This is a genomic window from Xanthomonas arboricola pv. juglandis (genome assembly GCF_905367715.1).
GTDB classification, from domain to species: Bacteria; Pseudomonadota; Gammaproteobacteria; order Xanthomonadales; family Xanthomonadaceae; genus Xanthomonas; species Xanthomonas arboricola.
In genome coordinates, this window is sequence record NZ_HG999362.1 from 3,187,981 (window position 1) to 3,208,730 (window position 20,750).

A 20,750-nucleotide genomic window follows, 5' to 3' on the forward strand; every position below is an offset into this window, starting at 1 on the left:
GTGGCGTGAACCCCTGCCGGCGTGACGGCCGGCCACGCGCCATGCGCCCGGGCCGGCCAGCCTTGTGTCGGCCCGGTTTGCCACCATTACCTCCCACTGTTGCCGCAATCACTTCTGGAAGCCCATGTCCGACAAGCCGCACGTATTCGATGCCACCACCGACACCTTCGAGGCCGAGGTCCTGCAGAAATCGTTGACGACACCGGTGCTGGTGGACTTCTGGGCCACCTGGTGCGGCCCCTGCAAGTCGTTGACGCCGATCCTGGAAAAGCTCGCCGATGACTACAACGGTGCCTTCGAGCTGGCCAAGGTCGATGTGGACAAGGAGCAGCAGATCGCCGCCGCGTTCCAGATCCGCTCGGTGCCGACGGTGTTCCTGGTCAAGGGCGGCGAGCTGGTCGACGGCTTCCCGGGCGCGATGCCGGAAGGCCAGGTGCGCGAATTCCTGACCCAGCACGGCGTGCTGCCGGCCGAGCCGCAGGTCGCCGAAGCACTGCCGCCGGCCCCGCTCGATCCGCAGGATCAGATCGCCGCGCTGCGTGAGGCGATCGCCGCCGAGCCGGACAAGGACGAACTCAAGCTGGACCTGGCGCTGGCGCTGCTCAAGACCGGCGACACCGCCGAGGCCGAGCAGTTGATCGACGCCCTGCCCGCCAACCTGGCCACCGACGACCGTGCGGTGCGCGCCAAGGCCCGGCTGAGCTTTGCCAATGTGCTCAAGGACGCGCCGGACGCCGACGCACTGCAGGCCGCCGTTGCCGCCAACGGCGCCGACCTGCGCGCGCGCCATCTGCTTGGCGTGCGCCACCTGCTCGACGGCCACGACGAGGCCGCGCTGGAGCAGTTCCTGGAAATGCTGCGGCAGGACCGCGCCTTCGACGACAACCTGCCGCGGCGTAGCCTGATCGATGCGTTCCGGGTGATCGAGGACGAAGACCTGGTCGGCCGCTACCGCCGCAAGATGTCGTCGCTGGTGTTCTAAGCACCGCCGGCACCACGGCGCCCGGTCTGCAAGCCGGCCGGGCGCTGCCGTCACCGCCACAGCTTCCATACGCATGCGAATGGTATGCTACGGGCCCGCCCCGCCATGGACCCTGGCCGCATGCGTGCTTCACTGTTCAAGCTCGGTATCAACCTGTGGCCGCCGTACCTGTTCGCCGGGATCCATGTCACCGCGTTGTCAGCCGACTACCGCTACGCACGCGTGGAACTGCGCCAGCGGCCGTGGAATCGCAATTACGTTGGCACCCATTTCGGCGGCAGCCTGTTCGCGATGACCGACCCGTTCTGGATGCTGCTGACCATGCAGAACCTGGGGCGCGACTACTACGTGTGGGACAAGGCCGGCAGCATCGAGTTCGTCAAACCCGGGCGCGGCACGGTGAGCGCGGAGTTCGTCATCGACGACAGCGTGCTGGCCGAGTTGCGCGCCGCCACCGCCAGTGGCGAAAAACATCTGCGCTGGTTCGAAAACGTGGTGCACAACCGCCAGGGCGAGGTGGTGGCACGGGTGCGCAAGCAGTTGTACGTCAGGCGCAAACCGGCACGCTGACACTGGGCGTTCGGCGTGCTGCCGGATGTTCAACACGCTGCATGGGTTTCACGCGCGTCGGCTGGACGTGATCGTGGCGTGCGCAAGCCCGTCATGCCCTCGCGTACGCTCACGAGGTGTTGCGCGCGGCATGCGGACTCTGGGGTCTCCCAACCCACACGGTCTGTCTTCATGAAAACGCTCAACGTCATCACCCTGGTGCTTCTTATCGTCGGCGGCTTGAACTGGGGCCTGGTCGGCCTGTTCCAGTTCGATCTGGTCGCCACGCTGTTCGGCGGCCAGGATGCCCTGCTGTCGCGTGTGGTCTACACGCTGGTCGGCATCTCTGCGTTGTGGCAGCTGGTCCCGCTGTTCCGCAACGACCATGGCGCCAACGTTCACCACACTAGCCCGCACGTGCGCAACAACCCGTAAGCGCACAGCTGCAGCAGGCATGCGCGTGACAGCACGACGCCGGCGCATTCCGCCGGCGTCGTGCTATGCGTACATGCACTTTGCGTCCAGACGCTTTGCGTCCGGGCGCGCGGTCGGCAAGAATCGGGCATCCCTCCCGCTGGCTGCCTTCATGCTTCTGCGCACTGTTGCTTCCGCCTGCCTGCTTGCCCTGGTGTTACCCGCTGCCGCCAACGCGGCCTATCGCAGCCCGCAGCAGATCCTGGATGCCTCGCCGGCCAGCGCGTGGCGCGTGCTCGACCCCGAGCGCACGCTGTACCTGGAGCTGGATGGCGGACGGGTGATCATCGAGCTGGCGCCGCAGTTTGCGCCCGCGCACGTGGGCAACATCCGCACCCTGGCGCACGAGCGCTTCTGGGACGGGCTCAGCATCTACCGTTCGCAGGACAACTTCGTGGTGCAGTTCGGCGATCCGGATGGCGAGACGCCGGCCAAGGCCAAGTCGCTGGGCTCGGCGAAGACGCACCTGCCGGCCGAATTCGAACGCCCGTCGCAGGGCCTGGATTTCCAGCGCCTGCCCGACAGCGATGGCTGGGCGGCGCAGGTGGGCTTTGTCGACGGCTTCCCGGTCGGGCGCGACAGCGCCAGCGGCAAGACCTGGCTGGCGCATTGCTACGGCACCCTGGGCGCCGGCCGCAACAACGACGAAGACAGCAGCATCGGCGCCGAGTTGTATGTGGTCACCGGGCAATCGCCGCGCCAGCTGGACCGCAACATCACCGTGGTCGGCCGCGTGGTCAAGGGCATGGAGTTGCTCAGCGTGATCCCGCGCGGCCCGGACCCGATGGGTTTCTACGAAGACCCCGCGCAGCGCTCGCCGATTCGCGCCATTCGCCTGGCCAGCGAGGTGCCCATGCCCGAACGCACGCCACTGCAGTTACTGCGCACCGACAGCCAGACCTTCCGCGATGTGGCAGAAGCGCGCCGCAATCGCAAGGACGATTTCTACAAGCGCCCGGCCGGGCATATCGATCTGTGCAATGTGCCGTTGCCGGTGCGGACGCCGCCGGCTGGCTAGTTCGGGATTGGGAGGTGGGGGATTGGGGATTCGTAAAAGCGGGTGCGCGTGCTTAGCGGGCACGCTGGCTGAAGGCGACGCTGCCCAGGATCAGCACCGCGGCCACCAGCATGGTCCAGGTCAGCGGCTCGCCCAGCAGTGACCATGCCAGCAGTGCGCCGAACACCGGCACCAGATAGGTCACCGTGGAGGCGCGCGCCGGGCCGATGCGCTGGATTAGGCGGTAATACATCAGGAACGCCAACCCGGTGCACACCACGCCCAGCGCGGTGGCGCAGGCCCACGCCACAGCCGGCACCGGCGTGGTTGGCCACTGCAACCAGGCCAGCGGTGCCAGCAACAACGCGCTGCAACCCAACGTGGACGCCGCCGATGCGGCCGGCGGCAAATCGCCCATGTGGCGCTTCACCAGGTTGTAGCCGATGCCGTACAGCAGCGACGCGGTGGCGCCCGCCAGTGCCGCCGGCCCCACGCTCAACCCGGCCGACTTGCCGGTGGCCAGCACCAGCACGCCGATGAAACCGATCAGCAAGGCCAGCGCGCGACGCGTGCCGATCTTCTCGCCGAAGAACAGGAAGGCGATCAATGCGGTGAACAGCACCGTCATCGCATTGCAGATCGCACCGACCGCGGCCGGCGCATGTTGCGCGCCCCAGGCGAACAGCAGGAACGGCAACGCGGAGTTGAGCACGCCGATCGCCGCCAGCATCGGCCAGCGACGCAGCGGGAAGCGCTCGCGCGCCAGCCACAGGAACGGCAACAGCACCAACGCACCGAGCGCCAGGCGGATTTCCACCAGCGCCACGGTGCCGAACCTGGGTGCGGCCACACGCATGAACAGGAACGAGCAGCCCCAGACAATGCCGAGAAACCCCAGCTCCAGCGGGGTGCGCCATTCGCGTGCCGCAACCGCCGGTTGCGTCGCCGGTTGCGCGCTCATGGCCGCACCTGCGCACGCTGCCGTGATGTGCTGAAACCGCAAGAGACAACATGAGGCAGGCAGACGGACATGGCACGATCATCGCGATGGGGTACTGCAGCATCGGTTGCAACCGCAGGCGCGACAAGCGCGTAGTATCGAGGCGAGCCACAAATCTCACTCATGCCTCGATGAACCTGCGCCCCACCCTGCTGCCCGCGCTGGGCGTGTTCGCCGCCGCCGCGCGCCACCAGAACTTCGCGCATGCCGCCGAAGAACTGCATCTGACCGCCAGTGCGGTCAGCCACCATGTGCGCAAGCTCGAAGCGCTGCTTGGCGTGACCCTGTTCCAGCGCTTGCCGCGCGGGGTCAAGCTCACCGCCGAGGGCCGCCAGCTGGCTGACGCCGCTACCGCTGCGTTGGCCGAGATCGCTTCGGTGGCCGGCAACCTGCATCCGCGCGAAGATGCCATCCCGCTGCGCGTGACCACCTTGCGCTCGCTGTCGTACTGCTGGCTGTTGCCGCGGCTGCCGCGCTTCTGTCGCGCGCATCCGCATATCCGCATGGATCTGCAATCGGACGCGGCGTTTTCGCGCTTCGAAGAAGGCGGCCCGGATCTCGGCATCCGCTATGGCCAGGGCGCCTGGCCCGGATTGACCTCGCATCATCTGATGGACGACGAACTGTTTCCGGTGGCCTCACCGTCACTGCCGGAGGTCGCTGCGCTACGCACGCCGGCGCAGATCGCGCAATTGCCGCTGCTCACCGACATGTCGCCGCAGGGCTGGCGCGACTGGTTCCGTGCCGCCCAGGTGCGCGGCACCACGCTGCCGCCGATGCACACCTTCAACGACAGCACCGACGCGATGCGCGCGGCCGTCTATGGCCTGGGCGCGGTCCTGGCGCGCAAGCACATCGCCCAACCGTATCTGCAGCGTTACGAGCTGGTACGCCTGCCCGGCCCCACCCTCAAGGCACGCTACGCCTACTACATCGTGCACCCCAGCCACCGCGTCCCCGGCCCTGCGGCAATGGCGTTTATCGATTGGCTCAAGCGCGAGGCGCTGGACGAGCGCACCCCGATGCCGGCACTGCCGGCGGAGCTGGTGGCGTTGCCGGCAAGCGAGACGTCGAGTACGCCGCGCGCGCATCGACGATCACGCAAAACGTCGGCAACGGAATGAGGTTGCGCAGCAATCGTCCTTACCCCCCTGCGCGAGCATTACCTCTGCATCTCTGCCTCCGGGACATCGTCCTCCTTCACGGAGAGAAGGTGTACGAAGAGGTAGCAGCGAAGCCTGGAGCGGCTGTTGTTGTTGCTTCCGGGAGAAGCGCCCCGATGCGGCGGATGAGGGTACTAGCGAAGCTTGGCGGAGTTTGAGGGCAAGTGTGGCTTCGCCTCGTACCCTCACCGCAACCCCTCTCCCGCAGGAGAGGGGCTTTTTACTTGCGCCGGGGGATTTGAAGACGCGCGCGTCAGTGGCGCACAAGCGTTGCTTTAGTCACCCCACCGGAAAGGGGCCTATCGCGGGCGGCAAGAGCGCTCGACGGCTTACCTACTCGATGGAGCAGGCAACGCGCACCATCACCTCGTTTTGTCCTGTCGGTGCCTAGGCTTTAGCTCCCCAATCCCCAGGACACACCCATGCCTACCCTTCGCATGCGTATCACCGGCACCGACGACGACGCGCGTGCCATCGCCAACCTGCTGCAGAGCATCGAAGGCATCGAGCACGTGGAAGAAGTCGACGACCTGATGCCACACCTGGACGACGACGATTCCAGCTCGGCCGGCCTGTCCGACGATGAAGGTCCGGGCAGCCACGAGTTCGAAGTGGAAGCCGGCAACGATGCCACTGCGCAGAAGGTGCGCGACGCTGTGCAGGAACTGGCCCTGCAGCTGGATGTGTTTGTCGAGTACGAATTCGACGAAGGCTGAGCCCGCTCCGTACCGACTGCGCTGCGCTTGCGCGCAGTCGGTGTCTGGAGATGTTGCACACCACGCGCTGTACCGCGATCGCGGATCGCGTGCAAACAGCGCAAGCGGGATCGACGTGCTACCACGCAACGCGTCGAGTAACTGCCTGACATAAGCGCCCTTTCTACAACATGCGCAGCTAATGCGGCATCGCCGACCAGCTACGCAGTGGATCAGGACATCCGGCGCCGCCGCGCACGCCAGCGCCATGCCTGCAGCAGCAGCCAGCCGACGAGCAACCCCAGCACCAGCACCGGCAGCAACGCTGCCACTGCGCGGATCACGAAGGCCACGCTGGATGCGAAGACCTGGCCGAACTCGGCTGCCGCCTCGGCAATCTCGCCCCTGCCCTGCTCGCCTCCGGTGCCGCGGAAATTGAGCGTCAGCAACTGCGTGCGCACGCGCCGTTGCTGCTGGGCGGCGTTCTGCTGGGTCTGCTGCGCTTCGGCCTCGATCTCGGCAAGCCGCTTGGACAGGGCCAGCAGATCGGTCACGGCCAGGTCGCGGCGTTGCTGCAGTTCGAGCAGGCGCGCATGTTCCTTTTGCAGGCGCGCCTGTGCCAGCCCGGTATCGGCGATCTGCTGCGCCAGATCCTCGGCACGCGTGCTGCGCGCGGCGACATCGCCATGCTGGCCGGCCAGTTGCACCATCGGCTCGATGCCGTCCGGAGCTAACCGCACGCTGACGCTGCCGCTGGGGTCGCGCCCACCGGTTTGTTCCACCGCCAGCAGCGCGCAGTCGCCGAACTGCGCCGACTGGCAGGCGGTGCGTACCGCGGCGATGCGTTGATCGATCTGATCGGCCGGCAGCTCGATGCGTACATCGTGCTCATACGCCAGCGCATTGCCTTGCGCGGCGGGCGGTGCCGGCGCCGGCGCGCTGCCGTCTGCCGCCATCTCACCAGACGGCCTGGCACACCCGCTCAGCGCCCAGCCCAGCAGCAAGCCGACCGCGTACCACTGCATCCGGCGCCTCATCGGCTGACTCCATCGGCCGCGTGCATGCTCTGCGCGGCCAGACCCGGCGCGGACACACCGCGCAGCTTGACCGCCACACTGGCCTCGCCAGTCCTGCAACGCACGCCCGTACTGAAAGGCGCACTGCCGCGCCGCGGGCAGTGCTGGTAATCGGCATGCTGCCGGTTGAAGCGATGGACTCCCGGCATATCGGGCGCCGCCTGCAGGTGCAATGGCGCGCGCATGCCGGGCCGCAGCATGCCGCCACGGCGACGGTATGACGCACAATTACGCTCGTACGCCTCGGTGATAGGCGCATCGGTGTGCGGGTCGAACGCGATGCGTCCGCAATGACAGCTGTCGGCGTCGTGCATGGTGATCCTCCTTGAAAGCGGCCACTCTAAACCAATGGCGGATGCGGACAAGCGCGCACATGCCTATGCTGGCGGATTGCTTCCATCGGAATCCACCATGCGTCAACGTCTGCTTGTCCTCGCCCTGCTCGCCGGCCTCAGCGCCTGCCAGCAGCAGCCCGAATCGCCGCGCGCCGGCACCCCCGATGCCGCGACGCAGGCTGCGCAGACGCCGGATGCGCGCTTTGCGGCGCTGTCCAAGCGCGCGCTCGACACCTGGATGCAGCTGTCGCCGGTCACCGCCACCCAGACCGGCGATCACCGCTTCGACACGCAGATCGACGATCTCAGCACCGCCGGCCGCCAGCGCAGCCTGGAGGCCGGCAAGAAGCTATTGAGTGAGCTGGATGCCATCGAGGTGGCCAAGCTGTCGCGCGAGAACCAGGTCGATGCGGCCATTTTGCGCAACCAGCTGCAATCGGAAATCTGGAACACCGAGGTGCTGCAGAGCTGGGCCTGGGACCCGCAGGTCTACAACGGCCTGGCCGGCAGCGCGCTGTATGGCCTGATGGCGCGCGACTTCGCGCCGCTGTCCGAACGCCTGAGCTCCGCCACGCAGCGCATGGAGAAGATTCCCGGCATCTTTGCGCAGGCGCGCGAAAACCTGGACCCGGCCCGCGTGCCGAAGATCCATGCCGAAACGGTGGCCAAGCAGAACAAGGGCATCCTCAGCATCGTCGACACCTTCATCGCGCCCAATATCGGCCAGCTCGGCCCGATCGAAGCGGCCCGCGCGCAAGCCGCCATCGACGATCTGCGCAAGGCCGTGGCCGAGCAGCAGACCTGGCTGGATACCGTGCTGGTGCCCAATGCCAAGGGCGACTTCCGCGTCGGTGCGCAGATCTACGACCAGAAGCTGAAATTCGCGCTGCTGTCGTCGTTGTCGCGCGCCGAGATCAAGCAGCGCGCCGAGTCCGAGCTCAAGCGCGTCCGCAGCGAGATGTACGGCATTGCCCGCACGGTGCTCAAGGACAAGCCCGGTGCACCCAAACTGCCCGAGACGCCCAACGACGACCAGCAGCAGGCCGCGATCGAGGCGGCGCTGGAACTGGCCTATGCCGACAAGCCGGCACGCGACAAGGTGGTCGACGACGCCAAGGCCGCCCTGACGCAGTCCACCGAGTTCGTACGCCAGAAGGATCTGATGACGCTGCCCGATTCGCCGGTGGACATCATCCTGATGCCGGAATTCCAGCGCGGCGTGGCGGTGGCGTACTGCGATTCGCCCGGCCCGCTCGACAAGAACCTCAAGACCTTCTATGCGGTCTCGCCGATTCCCGACGACTGGAACGACCAGCAGGTCGATTCGTTCCTGCGCGAATACAACAGCCGCATGATCCACCTGCTCAGCATCCACGAAGGCACCCCGGGCCATTACCTGGAAGGCTGGCATTCGGCCAAGTTCCCCTCCACGCTGCGCGCGGTGCTGCGCTCGGGCATGTTCGCCGAAGGCTGGGCGGTGTACACCGAACGCATGATGCAGGAACAGGGCTATCTGGATAACGACCCGCTGTTCCACCTGGTGCAGCTCAAGTTCTACCTGCGCACCATTGCCAACGCCATCCTCGATCAAGGCGTGCATGTGGATGGCTGGGAACGCGACAAGGCGATGCACCTGATGACCCACGACACCTTCCAGCAGGAAAGCGAAGCGGCGGGCAAGTGGGTGCGAGCGCAGCTGTCGTCCGCGCAGCTGCCGACCTACTTCGTCGGCGTGCAGGAACATCTGGACACGCGCAAGGCGGTGCAGGACAAGCTGGGCAAGGACTTCAACCTGAAGGCGTACCACGACCAGATGCTGTCCTACGGCGCCCCGCCGGTGCGCTTTGCACGCGAGTTGATGCTGGACCAGCCGATCGAGTGATTGATCCTTCTCCCGAGGGGAGAACAAGTGAACCTTCTCCCCTCGGGAGAAGGTGCCCCAAAGGGGCGGATGAGGGTACGGGCGAAGCCTGGTGTGGCCGAAATCAGCGAGTGGCTTCGCCCCGTACCCTCACCCCAAGCCCCGGCCCGCGCTTGCGGCGCGGGCGCTCCAAGACACGGCAGGAGAGGGGCTTGTTGCTGCGGTGGTTGCACGTTTGTGCAACCCACTAAAGCCCTCTCACCCATCCGCCGCAACAAACCCGCCGGTCTGCCGCGCCCACAGGCGTGCATACAGGCCGCCCTGCGCGATCAGTTGCGCATGCGTGCCGGTCTCGACGATGCGTCCGGCATCCATCACCACCAGCCGGTCCATGCGCGCGATGGTGGAAAGACGGTGCGCAATCGCGATGACGGTCTTGTTGCCCATCAACGCGTCCAGGCTGTCCTGGATCGCCGCTTCCACTTCCGAGTCCAGCGCCGAGGTGGCCTCGTCCAGGATCAGGATCGGCGCATCCTTCAGCAGCACGCGCGCAATCGCGATGCGCTGCCGTTGACCGCCCGACAGCTTGACCCCGCGTTCGCCCACATAGGCATCGAATCCGCGCCGGCCTTCGCCATCGACCAGCGTGTCGATGAAACCTTCCGCGCGTGCCTTGCGCACCGCTTCCAGCATCTGCGCGTCGCTGGCCTGCGGCCTGCCATACAGCAGGTTGTCGCGGATCGAACGATGCAGGAGCGAGGTGTCCTGGGTGACCAGGCCGATCTGCCCGCGCAGGCTTTCCTGGGTGACCTGGGCAATGTCCTGCCCGTCGATGAGGATGCGCCCCTGCTCCAGGTCGTACAGCCGCAGCAGCACGTTGACCAGGGTCGACTTGCCCGCGCCCGACGGCCCGACCAGGCCGATCTTCTCGCCGGCGCGCACCTGCAGGTCCAGCCCGGCGATCACCCCGCCGCGCTTGCCGTAATGGAAATGGATGTGCTCGAACTGCACCTGGCCGTGTGTCACCTGCAGCGGCACGGCGTCGGGCGCGTCCTGCACCAGCACCGGCTGCGAGATGGTCTGCATGCCGTCCTGCACGCTGCCGATGTCTTCGAAGATGCCGTTGACCGTCCACATGATCCAGCCGGACATGTTGTGGATGCGGATCACCAGGCCGGTGGCCAGCGTGATCGCGCCCACGCTGATCTGGCCGCGGCTCCACAGCCACAACGCCAGCCCGCAGGTGCCCACGATCAGGAAGCCGTTGGCCACCGCAATAGCGGTATCCATCGTGGTGGTCACGCGCGTCTGCCCGCGATGCTTCACCGCCAGCTCGTCGATCGCATCGCGCACATAGGCCTGTTCGCGGCCGGCATGGGCGAACAGCTTGAGCGTGGAGATATTGGTGTAACCGTCGACGATGCGCCCGGTGGCCTTGGAGCGTGCATCCGATGCGATCCACGCGCGTGCCTTCATGCGCGGCACGAAGAACGCCATCAGCGCGACATACACCACCAGCCAGATCAGCAGCGGCAGCATCAGCCAGGGGTCGGCCTGCGCAAACAGCCACAGCGCGCTGCCGGTATAGACCACGATGTACCAGAGCGCATCGACCATCTGCACCGCCGATTCGCGCAGCGAGGTCCCGGTCTGCATCACCCGGTTGGCGATCCGGCCGGCGAAATCGTTGTTGAAGAAGCCCAGGCTCTGCCGTACCACGTAGTTGTGCATCAGCCAGCGCGAGCGGTTGCTCAGGCCCGGCACGATTGCCTGGTTGACCAGCAGGTTGTGCAGCCCGGTGAACAGCGGGCGTGCCACCAGCGTGATAGCCGCCATCCAGAGCAATTCACCGGCATGACGGCGGAAGAAGTCCGCTCCCGGTCGCTCGGCCAGCATGTCGACGATGCGCCCGAGGAAGTCGAACATCGCCACTTCCACCAGGGCCAGCAGCAGACCGGCGATCAGCGTGGCCAGCAGGATCGGCCACAAAGGCCGCAGATAATGCAGATAGAACCGCCACACGCTGCGCGGCGGCATTTCCCGCTCGATTGGCGGGAAGACATCGATCAGGGATTCGAACCAGCGGAACATCGCAGACACTTTCGGGAAAAACCGGGAGATCAGGCTAGCTGATCGCGCGTCAAGCTGCAGTGGCGCTGGCGTCGGGTTGCTGCAGCATCACCTGCACGGCAGGCTGCGCTGTGCGCGGCAGGCAACCGGTCCCGTCGCATCGGTTCCGATGGCCCAGGTCATGCGGCGTCGGTCGCGCTCACTCGCGGACACGTGCGAGCAGGCGGTTGACCTCGACCAGATCGAAATGGCCCGGATCGAAGCGCCCGCCCAGGGTGGCCAGCTCCTGCACATGTTGCGCATGCTGCGGGTCGGCGATGATCCGCAGCAAGGCCTGGTAGCTGTCGATTCCTTTGCTGCTCTCCGGCGGGCAGGCATTGGCGCCGTCCACGCAACGGGCCGCGCGCAGGCTCGCATCCGGCGGCAGGATCGCCTCGACCTGGACGCGGTGCTGCCAACCCGCGCCGGCACCGTAGAAATAGTCGAACCGCTCCAGCTCGCCCACCGCGCTTTCGATGCTGACCCGGGCGGCATGCTTGAGCCGTGGCCGCTCCGGCACATCCAGCCCGGACTCGCCGTAGCGGCCGCCGCCCAGGTCGAATTCGTACGGATGCGCACCGCTCCAGCCCATCACCGGTTGCAACACACGATGCAACGTGGCCAGGCGCAGCGCTCCGGCTACCAGCACGCGGCGCCAGATCAACGGCGCGCTGTCCAGCAGCGAAACATGCAGCTGATATACCGGCGCAGGCGTGGGTACCGCCTGCTGTGCAACTTTCTTCTTGGCCTTGGTCATCGGGTCTTGGTCGTGTCTCTCAGTCGCCAGTATGGCGGCAGCGGCCCACGCCTGCATGGCCCGCCCCGTCAGCGCTGCACCATGCGGTGTGCGGTGTGCGGTGTGCGGTGTGCGGTGTGCGATGTGCGATGTGCGATGTGCGATGTGCAGCATGTCGCGCGATCACGCATCGACGATGCCGCCCACCGTCACGCCAGCATCATTGCGCCGCCGCCCTCGCCCGCCCGGATTTACGCCACACCCGCTGCACGCGCCGGCAGTCGCAGGCCGAACAACAGGTCATACAGGATCGGGATCAAGCCCAGCGTCACCAGCGTGCCCAGCGCCAGGCCACCGATCATGGTGATGGCCATTCCGGTCCACAGCGGCCCGGCAAACAGCATCAGCGGAATCAAGCCGACGATGCAGGTGAGCTTGGTCATCACGATCGGGCGCAGGCGCTTGACCGCCGCGGCGATCACCGCTTCGCGGCGTGGCAGGCCATCGGCAAGCTCGGCTTCGATGCGTTCCAGCAGCAGCACCGCGTTGTTGACGATGATGCCGGCCAGCGCCAGCAAGCCGAAGGTCGCCATGAAACCGAACGGATAGCCGGTAATCACCAGGGCCAGTGCCGCACCGATCAGCACGAACGGGACTGCCGACAACACGATCAGCAGCTTTCGGAACGAGTTGAACTGCCACACGAACAGCAACAGGATCGCGCCCAGTGCGTGCGGCATGTATTGGAGCAGGGCCTGGTTGGCCTCGGCAGAATCCTCTAGCTCGCCACCGATCTCCAGCCGATAACCGGGCGGCAGCTTGAGCGCGGCTATCGGCACCGACAGGCGCTCGACGATCTCGGTCGCGGTCAACTGCGGGTTGCGTGCGGTTACGGTGATCGCACGGCTCAGGTTGCGCCGCTGGATCGCCGACGGCTCGCTGTCGTGCAGCACCGTGGCGACCGCCGCCAGCGGCACCGGCGCACCGCCGGCTCGCGGGTACACCAGGGTGTCGCCAGGTGTGCCGTCGGCGGCGCGTTCCTGCGCACTGCCACGCCACACCACGGCCACCGAGCTGCCATCGTCGCGCAACAACGAGGCATCCACGCCGCTGTAGCGCGCCTGTAGCGCCTGCGCAATGTCCTCGCTGCTCACCCCGGCACGCCGCGCCCTGAGCTGGTCCACCTGCACCACGTAGCGCGGAATGCGCGCCTGCCAGTCGTCCTGCACATCCACGGTGCCCGGCAACGCGCGCAGCGCCTTTGCAATCGCAGCGGCGGCGCTGCGCAGTACTGTCTCGTCGGGGCCGACCACGCGATACACCGCCATGCCGGCTTCGGTCGCGCCCAGCGAAAACCGCTTCGGCTCGGCGCGCACCGTGGGGAAGTGGCTGCGGACATGCGCACGTGCCCGCGCTATCACCGCATCGAGATCGGTGCCCAGGCGCACGCTCACGGTGAAGTACGCCATGTTGGCCGCCGGCAGCGGAGGATTGAGGCCCAGCACGATGCGCGGTCCGCCATCGGCGACATAGCCGATGCTGTCCACCACCTCCGGGTTGGCGCGCCGATCGGCCAACCAGCGGCTCAGCGCGCGCACCGTGCGCAGGGTTTCACGCGTATCGCTGCCTGCCTGCAAGGTCACCGGCATCTGGAACTGCAAACGATCGGACTTGGGCAGAAAATCGTAGGGAATCGACACCAGCACCGCGACCGCCACCGCCAGCATCGCCACCATGCCGGCGATAAACAGCGCCTTGTGCATCAGCACGCGCTCGATGAGGCGGCGGTAGCCACGATAAAAGCGCGACGGTTCCTGTTCGCTGCCGTGTGCGACATGTGCCTTGGCGAAATACATGCACAACAGCGGCGTCACCGTGATGCTGAGCAGCCACGAGCCCAGCAAGGTCACCCCGAGCACGGTAGCCAGCGAGCGCAGATATTCGTTGGTGCTGGTCTGGCCGAAGAAGAACGGCGAGAACGCCAGCACGATCACCAACGATGAGGTCAGCAACGGGGTGGCCAGTGAGCGGCCGGCGTCGATGCAGGCCTGACGGCGCTGTTCTCCGGCAACCAGGCGGCGTTCGATGTCTTCGGCAATGACAATGCCGTTGTCCACCAGCAGGCCGAGCGCCAGGATGATCGCCGCGATCGACACCGTCTGCAGCTCCACGCTCAGCACGCGCATGACGATCAGCGAGGCGAAGATGGTCAACGGCACGATCGCGCCGACGATCAGGCCGGTGCGCCAGCCCAGGAAGAGCATCACCACCGCCATGACGATGACGATGGTCTCGCCCATGACGTGGTGCATCTTGCCCATCTCGCGCTCGACCACGTCGGCCTGGAAGGTGACCACGTGCTGCGCAAAACCTGCGGGCAATTCCTGCGCGGTCTGGTCCAGCTTGGCGCGCAGCGTTTTACCGAAGTCGGCGATATTGCTGCCGGGCTTCATCGAGACCGACACCACCACCGCCGGCTGGCCCTGGTAGACGGCAGCGTTTTCCGGCGGATCGGCAGGCATCACCTGTACCTGCGCCAGCTCGCCCAACGCCACTTGGCGCACGCCATTGGCATTGGGTGTCGGCAAGGTCAGCAACAGGTTCCGCAACTGCGCAGGCGAGCGTATCTCCCCGGAAGTCGCAACCGTCATCGCCAGCCCGGACACCGTCGCCAGCCCGCCGGAGGCCACCACATTCTGCGAGCGCAACTGCGCCATCACGCTGGCAGGGCTCAGTCCGGTCGCCAGCAGCCGCGCGCGATCGAATGCCACATACACGCGCTCGTCCTGCAGCCCGTACAACGCCACCTGCTCCACGCCAGGCAGGGTATACAGCTGCTCGCGCAGGCGCCGCAGCGGCCCACGCATCTCGCTCATCGAATAGCCTGGTGCGGTGACTGCGATCGATGCCACCGACACCCGTCCGAAGTCATCGTCGACCAACGGTCCCTGCGTGCCCGCAGGCAGTTGCGCACCCGCCTCGGCGGCCTTGGCCCGCACGCGCTGCCACAACGCCGGCAGATCCTGCACATCGTCGTAGGCGGTCAGCTGCACGATCGCGCTGCCTGGCCGCACCATGCTCACGATGCGCTTGATGCCGGCCAGTTCGCGCAGGCGCTCTTCGAGGGGGCGCGCCAACAGGGTTTCCACCTGCTCGCTGGGCATGCCCGGAAACGCCACCGACACAATGGTGTCGCGCACGGTGACCGAGGGTTCTTCCTGCGAGGGAAAACCGACGAACGCCACGATGCCGCCGAGCAGGATCATCACTGCCGCGAACAAGGTCAGCCGGCTCGACCTCATCGCCATCCGGGTCAGCATCATGGCGCCTGCCCTCCGCTCAGCTGCGTCTGCATCTGCAACGGCGCCACCGGCTGGCCATCGATCAAGAAGCCCACGCCTGCGCTGACCACCTGATCGCCGGCCTGCAGCCCGCGCCGGACCTGGATGCGGCCGCCGACGATCGACCCGAGCTCGACTGCGCGCTCGCGCACGATCCGCTGTGCCGGCTGATACACGAACACGCTGGCCCGTTGGCGATTGAGCCTGGGCAGTACCGCAGACAGTGGCACACTGGGCGTGCTCGCAGCCTGCGCGGGCAACCGCAGCAGCACACTGTCGCCACTGCGCATCGCGTGCGGCGCGCGCACCACCTCCAGAATCGCCAGCGCAGTGGCACCGTTATCCAGCCGGCTGGACAGGCTGCGCAGGCGCAATGTCAGCGGCACCGCAGGCTCGTCGGCCAGCGTGGCCTGCACAGTCTGCCCAGGCGTCAGCCCGGCGGCAGCAACAGGCGGCAGATTGGCGAGCAATTGCAGATGCGCCTGCCCTTCCAGCTGCAACACGCCCTGCCCCGACCCCACATCGGCCTGCGGTTGCTGCAGGCGTGCGACCACGGCGCCATCGAAGGGTGCGCGCAGCTCGCCAAGACGCGATACACGCCGCGCCAGCGCCAGGTCGGCCTTTGCCACCTGCAGTTGCGCGGTTGCCGCATCCGCCGCCGCGCGGGCGGCGGTCAGCGTCGCCGCGGAGCTGGCACCATCGTCGAACATCGCGTGCTGCTGGCGCAGTTGCAGCTGCCGCTCGCCGGACTGCGCCATCGCCGCGCGCAGGTTGGCGTCGGCCTGCTGCTGGCGCAATTGCAGCGGCTCGGCATCCAGGCGTGCCAGCACCTGCCCTTTCTGTACGCGGTCGCCCACATCCACCAGCACGGCGGCGATGCGTCCGCCGCTCTCGAACGCCAACTCGGCCCGTTGTTGCTGACGCGCCACTGCCGGCACCTGCAGCCATCCATCGCGGCCGGACCCGAAGCGCTCCAGCTTGACCGCCCGCGGGGTCTCGGCCGCCGGCGCATCCGGCCGGCTGCAGCCGGCCAGCACCAGCAACAGACCGCAACACGCCATGGTGCGAAGAACATCCGTCATCACGCTATCCCCTGCCATGTGCCGCTCAGCGGCTGTAGGTCACTGCAACCGTGCCGCCGACAAAACTGCGGCGTGCAACCAGCGGGCTGTCCGTGGCGTTGTCCGCATAGCGGGTGCCGGTCACGCTCACGGTGGTGGCCCAGTGATCGCCCAGCGCATGCGTCCAGCTGCTGCCTACCGCAGCGGCGTACACGCCGGATCCGGCACTGAAGGCCTGCCAGCGCGTCCGCGCCGCCTGCGCGTCGGTGACCCCGAAATAGGCCTGATTGAAGCGACGATCGCCGGCATGCACATCCAGATCCAGCGTCACCGTGTCGCTGGCGCCATGCAGCAGGGTGAACTCCACGCCGGCGCGATAGCGGTTGCGCCGTGCGTCCTGTTTGAGCGCGAATTCAGCTTCCGCGTTGACGTTCATGTACGGCGTGATCCGCTGCATCACCAGTGTGCGTGCGGTGACCGACCCCGGTACATCGCCCATGCCGGCCAGCACGCGCGAACCCGGACGCCAGTCGCTGTCGCGTTGCAGGCGGCCCAGGTCGTAATACAGCGACTGCGACAGATAGAAGCCGGAATCGCTCTGGAACTGCAGACCCGCGCCACGCGCGGTGTCGAAGAACAGTATGCCGCGCTGGACCACCAACACCGGGTTGGCCTGCACGCGCGCGCGCTCGGCGCCGGCATACCGCGGTGCCGCAACCGCTGCCGCGCCCGCGGTGAGATCGGTGTGGTCGCCCAACAGCCGCGAGCTGCCGGTCAGATCGGTCTGCGCGTGCGCGAGGCATGGCAGCAGCAGGCTGGCAACGAACGGCCAGGCACGCAGTGTGGTGTCACGAGGCAGCTGCATGGAAAACAGGATGGCCATGAAAATCTCCGTCAGCGATCAGGAAAGGGATGGCAGGCAAACGCCGTAGAACGCCTGAAACAGGGCAATCCGGCTCAACAGGCGTTGGCGTGCGGTGGTCAGGTAATCCAGTTGCACCTGCGTGGCGCGCAGGCGCTCGGTCAGCAGCGTGGTGCGATCTTCCAGGCCTGCCTCCACGCGCCTGCTGAGCCGTGTCATGCGCGATTGCTCACGCTCGGCCTGCGCACGTGCACGCGGTTCGGAGTCGGCCAGGGTGGCGTGCGCGTCGAGCGCATCGGCGACCTCGCGGAAGGCGGACTGGATCGCCTGTTCGTAGGCCGCGACATCGGCGCGCTGGCGCAGCTGCGCCAGGGCGAGATTGGCGCGGTTGCGGCCGCCGTCGAACAACGGCAGGTTCAATTGCGGGCTGAAGCTCCACATGCCGTGGCCGGCGGAAAACAGCCCGTTCAAGCCATCGCTGGCGGTGCCCACGCTGCTGCTCAGGGTGATCGATGGAAAGAACGCGGCGCGTGCTGCGCCGATGTCGGCGTTTGCCGCGCGCAGTTCCAGCTCCGCCTGCTGGATGTCCGGGCGTTGCAGCAACAACGAGGAATCAAGCGCACGCCACGCCGTGCTGGGTGTATCTGCGGCAATCAGGCGCCGCAGGTCGCCCGGCACCGGCAAGCTGTCGTAGCCAACCAGCAGTTGCAGCGCGCGCAATGCCGCAGCGTGGTCGTCGGCGCCCTGCAAGGCCGCTGCATGGGCCTGATCGGCCTGATGCTGCTGGCCATCGCGCTGGTCGCGCGCGATCAGCCCGATCCGGTACTGCCGCTGTGCGATGGCCAGCAGCGCAGCACTGTCGGCATCGGCTGCTTGCAGCTGCTGCAGCGCCTGGCTGCTTGCGCGTTCGGTGGTGTAGGCGCGCAGCACCTCGGCAACCAGCGCGCCCCGTGCCGCATCGCGCCCATGGGTGCTGGCCAGATAGCGCTGCCGCGCCGCCTCGGACATGGCCTGCAGCTTGCCGAAGAAGTCCAGCTCGAGATTGCCGATGCCGACGTTGGCAACGACCAGATCCTGCGCGTAGCGCGCGTCCAGGGCCGGATCGTCGAAGCGCTGCCGCACCTGTTGTGCACCCACGCCGATGCTTGGCACGCGCGCGGCGCGCTCGATACGGTACTGCGCCCGTGCCTGCTCCACCTGCAAGGCGGCGCGACGGAAGTCGCTGTTGTGCGCAAGCGCGCGTTGCAGCAACGGGCGCAGATCGCGATCCGGTGCGAACGCCTGCACAAACGCGCGTTCCTGCAGATTCAGCTCGATCCCCACCGGCTCGCTCGGTCCCACAGCGGCCACCGCCTGCTGGCTGCCGAAGGTGCCCGGCACGGTCACCGCCGGTCGCTGGTAAGTCGGCGTCAATGAACAGCCGCCCAGCAACATGGCGATTGCCGCATTACGCAGGGCGCGGAAACAACGAGGCGCGGTCAGTTGTGGAATCATGATGTCGGAGCACACGAGCCAATCTCGACCGACATCCTCGACCTGCAGCGTCCAGGTTGTTTGCGGGAATTATCCAGATTTGATCGAGACGACAGGGCAACACGCCATGACAGGCAAAAAGGTTCTGCTGGTGGAAGACGATGCAGACAGCGCCAGCATCCTGGACGCCTATCTGCGTCGCGACGGCTTCGACGTTGCCATTGCCGGAGACGGCGAGCGGGCGATTCACCTGCATCGTCAGTGGGCGCCGGATTTGGTGCTGCTGGACGTGATGCTGCCCAGGCTCAGCGGTATCGAGGTGCTGTCGGCGATCCGCCGCGCCAGCGATACCCCGGTCATCATGGTCACCGCCATCGGCGACGAGCCGGAGAAGCTGGGCGCACTGCGCTATGGCGCCGACGATTACGTGGTCAAGCCGTACAGCCCCAAGGAAGTGGTGGCGCGCGTCCATGCAGTGCTGCGCCGAAGCGTGGCGGTGCGTGCGCCGGGCGAGCCGCTGCGGCATGGCCGCCTGAGTGTGGACCTGGCCGCGGTGGTGGCCACCGTGCAGGACCCGGCCGGGGCTCAGCTGGCACTGGACCTGACCCCGACCGAGTTCAACCTGCTCGCCATCCTGCTCAAGACGCCGTTCAAGGCATTCACCCGCAGCGAACTGCTCGATGCCTGCCTGCCCGACAGCGATGCACTGGAACGGGTGGTGGATTCGCACATCCACAACCTGCGCCGCAAGCTGGAGGTGCACGGCATCACCGGCGTGCTGGTCACCGTGCGCGCGGTGGGATACCGCTTCCAATGAATGCCCTGCGGCGCTTCAACGCCTGGCGCCGGCAAGCGCCGCTGTGGATGTGGGTGGGCTTGCGGATGAGCGCACTGGCAGTGGTGACCGTGGTGGTGATCGCCTTTGGCATGTGGTGCTACTTCAACCTGCGCGACAGCCTGATCCTGGGCAAGCTGCCGGCGGCGGCCCGCACCGAAATCGAACAACTGCGCGAACAGCCGGTCGCCAACGAGGCACGTCTGTGGCAACTGCTGCAGCAGTACTACGATGTGGAAAATTTTCTGCCCGGGCTGGCCAACCCTGACTGGTGGATGCTGTGGGCCATGGTCGCCCTCTCCATCCCGGTGATCCTGGTCTGCGGGCTGCTTGCATCGCGTCCGTTGTCGCGGCAATTTTCCCAGGTGGCCAGGGCCGCGCATCGGGTCAGCGATGGCGACTTCGGCGCACGCGCGCTGGTGGTGGCAGGCGCACCGGACGAGCTTACGGCGCTGGCCGACGACTTCAACGCCATGAGCGGCAAACTGCAGCAGTACGAACGCGAACTGCGCGAGTCCAGCGCAATGCTGGCACACGAACTGCGCACCCCGCTCAACGCAGCGATGGGCCGCGTACAGGGCATGCTGGACGAGGTCTTCCCGCGCAATCCCGAGCAATTGCGCCTGGTCCATCGCCAGCTGGAACAGATCAACCGGCTGATCGGCGACCTGCATCTGGTGTCGCTGGCACGTGCCGGCCAGCTGGTGCTGGAGCCGGACAGTTTCGATCTGCATGAGCTGATTGTCGAGCGGGTGGAATGGGCAGGCCCGACAATCCGCGCGTTGCACACGACGGTCACTGCGCCGGCACCTTCCGGGCTACGCGTCTACGCCGACCGCCATCGCCTGGGCCAGGTGTTTTCCATCCTGATCGACAACGCACTGCGCTACGCCGCCGCAGGCAAGGTGCTGGATATCGAGTTGCGCCGCGATGGTGCGCATGTGCTGGTCACGCTCGGCGACCGTGGCCCCGGCGTTGAGCCTGCGCAGCTGCCGCACTTGCTGGACCGCTTCTGGCGCGCGGACAGTTCACGCGCGCGCCATTCCGGTGGCAGCGGCCTGGGCCTGGCGATCGCCTCGGCCATCTGCCAGGCGCACGATGGCCGCTTGATCCTGGGCAATCGCGCCGGCGGCGGGTTGTTGGCCAGCGTGCAGCTGCCGTTGTCGCGCTGAGGCGTTCGCGCGGTTGCGCCGCCGCGCTC

General features: G+C 66.9%; 18 protein-coding genes. 9 read left to right on the forward strand and 9 right to left on the reverse strand.

Annotation, left to right across the window (positions count from 1 at the left end; genetic code table 11):
• Positions 1-124 precede the first annotated feature (124 nt).
• The 4 genes from trxA (at position 125) to KHN93_RS13935 (ending at position 3,023) form a co-directional block, all read left to right on the forward strand.
• Positions 125-982: a thioredoxin gene (trxA, locus tag KHN93_RS13920; RefSeq protein WP_104559418.1), complete on the forward strand. Its 858-nt coding sequence runs from the start codon at positions 125-127 to the stop codon at positions 980-982.
• A 120-nt stretch (positions 983-1,102) separates the two neighbouring features.
• Positions 1,103-1,552 (forward strand): DUF4442 domain-containing protein, encoded by a 450-nt coding sequence (locus KHN93_RS13925; protein ID WP_104559737.1) that lies wholly within the window; start codon positions 1,103-1,105, stop codon positions 1,550-1,552.
• A gap of 171 nt (positions 1,553-1,723) precedes the next feature.
• Positions 1,724-1,966: a DUF378 domain-containing protein gene (locus tag KHN93_RS13930; RefSeq protein WP_024939739.1), complete on the forward strand. Its 243-nt coding sequence runs from the start codon at positions 1,724-1,726 to the stop codon at positions 1,964-1,966.
• A gap of 151 nt (positions 1,967-2,117) precedes the next feature.
• Complete coding sequence (locus KHN93_RS13935; RefSeq protein ID WP_039523066.1) at positions 2,118-3,023, forward strand: peptidylprolyl isomerase; 906 nt, start codon at positions 2,118-2,120, stop codon at positions 3,021-3,023.
• Positions 3,024-3,075: 52 nt separating this feature from the next.
• On the opposite strand, the gene KHN93_RS13940 is transcribed toward KHN93_RS13935, so the two are convergent.
• Entirely contained in the window at positions 3,076-3,963 is an 888-nt protein-coding gene (locus KHN93_RS13940; protein WP_047126820.1) for a DMT family transporter, read from the reverse strand.
• A 170-nt stretch (positions 3,964-4,133) separates the two neighbouring features.
• On the opposite strand from KHN93_RS13940, the gene KHN93_RS13945 reads away from it, so the two are divergent.
• Both KHN93_RS13945 and KHN93_RS13950 read left to right on the forward strand, forming a co-directional pair.
• Positions 4,134-5,126 carry a LysR substrate-binding domain-containing protein gene (locus tag KHN93_RS13945; protein WP_047126821.1) on the forward strand — a complete coding sequence of 331 codons (993 nt, stop codon included), beginning with the start codon at positions 4,134-4,136 and terminating at the stop codon, positions 5,124-5,126.
• A 461-nt stretch (positions 5,127-5,587) separates the two neighbouring features.
• Positions 5,588-5,881 (forward strand): hypothetical protein, encoded by a 294-nt coding sequence (locus KHN93_RS13950; protein ID WP_005994696.1) that lies wholly within the window; start codon positions 5,588-5,590, stop codon positions 5,879-5,881.
• Between the two features lie 212 nt (positions 5,882-6,093).
• Here the strand turns inward: KHN93_RS13950 and KHN93_RS13955 are convergent, their stop codons facing one another.
• Positions 6,094-6,897: a DUF4349 domain-containing protein gene (locus KHN93_RS13955; protein WP_104559416.1), complete on the reverse strand. Its 804-nt coding sequence runs from the start codon at positions 6,895-6,897 to the stop codon at positions 6,094-6,096.
• The gene (locus KHN93_RS13960; RefSeq protein WP_244812122.1) at positions 6,894-7,301 is read right to left on the reverse strand and encodes a GFA family protein; all 408 of its coding nucleotides are present in this window, start codon (positions 7,299-7,301) and stop codon (positions 6,894-6,896) included. Before KHN93_RS13960 ends, KHN93_RS13955 begins: the two co-directional genes overlap by 4 nt.
• 46 nt (positions 7,302-7,347) lie before the next feature.
• Here KHN93_RS13960 and KHN93_RS13965 point away from each other — a divergent pair, with 46 nt between their 5' ends.
• Positions 7,348-9,153 carry a DUF885 domain-containing protein gene (locus KHN93_RS13965; RefSeq protein ID WP_211920417.1) on the forward strand — a complete coding sequence of 602 codons (1,806 nt, stop codon included), beginning with the start codon at positions 7,348-7,350 and terminating at the stop codon, positions 9,151-9,153.
• A gap of 237 nt (positions 9,154-9,390) precedes the next feature.
• On the opposite strand, the gene KHN93_RS13970 is transcribed toward KHN93_RS13965, so the two are convergent.
• From KHN93_RS13970 to KHN93_RS13995, 6 genes are all read right to left on the reverse strand, one after another.
• On the reverse strand, positions 9,391-11,223 hold the full coding sequence (locus tag KHN93_RS13970; RefSeq protein WP_102253798.1) for an ABC transporter ATP-binding protein: 1,833 nt from the start codon (positions 11,221-11,223) through the stop codon (positions 9,391-9,393).
• 178 nt (positions 11,224-11,401) lie between these two features.
• Complete coding sequence (locus tag KHN93_RS13975; protein ID WP_211920419.1) at positions 11,402-11,998, reverse strand: plasmid pRiA4b ORF-3 family protein; 597 nt, start codon at positions 11,996-11,998, stop codon at positions 11,402-11,404.
• 230 nt (positions 11,999-12,228) lie between these two features.
• On the reverse strand, positions 12,229-15,300 hold the full coding sequence (locus KHN93_RS13980) for an efflux RND transporter permease subunit (protein ID WP_104594423.1): 3,072 nt from the start codon (positions 15,298-15,300) through the stop codon (positions 12,229-12,231).
• Positions 15,297-16,400: an efflux RND transporter periplasmic adaptor subunit gene (locus KHN93_RS13985; RefSeq protein WP_211920421.1), complete on the reverse strand. Its 1,104-nt coding sequence runs from the start codon at positions 16,398-16,400 to the stop codon at positions 15,297-15,299. The genes KHN93_RS13980 and KHN93_RS13985 overlap by 4 nt, the downstream gene beginning before the upstream one ends.
• A 25-nt stretch (positions 16,401-16,425) precedes the next feature.
• Positions 16,426-17,244, reverse strand: a complete 819-nt coding sequence (locus KHN93_RS13990; RefSeq protein WP_308669916.1) for a MipA/OmpV family protein — start codon at positions 17,242-17,244, stop codon at positions 16,426-16,428.
• Between the two features lie 36 nt (positions 17,245-17,280).
• Positions 17,281-18,735 (reverse strand): efflux transporter outer membrane subunit, encoded by a 1,455-nt coding sequence (locus KHN93_RS13995; RefSeq protein WP_146092502.1) that lies wholly within the window; start codon positions 18,733-18,735, stop codon positions 17,281-17,283.
• A gap of 106 nt (positions 18,736-18,841) precedes the next feature.
• On the opposite strand from KHN93_RS13995, the gene KHN93_RS14000 reads away from it, so the two are divergent.
• Positions 18,842-19,531, forward strand: a complete 690-nt coding sequence (locus KHN93_RS14000; RefSeq protein WP_047128993.1) for a response regulator — start codon at positions 18,842-18,844, stop codon at positions 19,529-19,531.
• Positions 19,528-20,721 (forward strand): sensor histidine kinase, encoded by a 1,194-nt coding sequence (locus KHN93_RS14005; RefSeq protein WP_104559409.1) that lies wholly within the window; start codon positions 19,528-19,530, stop codon positions 20,719-20,721. The genes KHN93_RS14000 and KHN93_RS14005 overlap by 4 nt, the downstream gene beginning before the upstream one ends.
• The last annotated feature ends 29 nt before the right edge of the window (positions 20,722-20,750 follow it).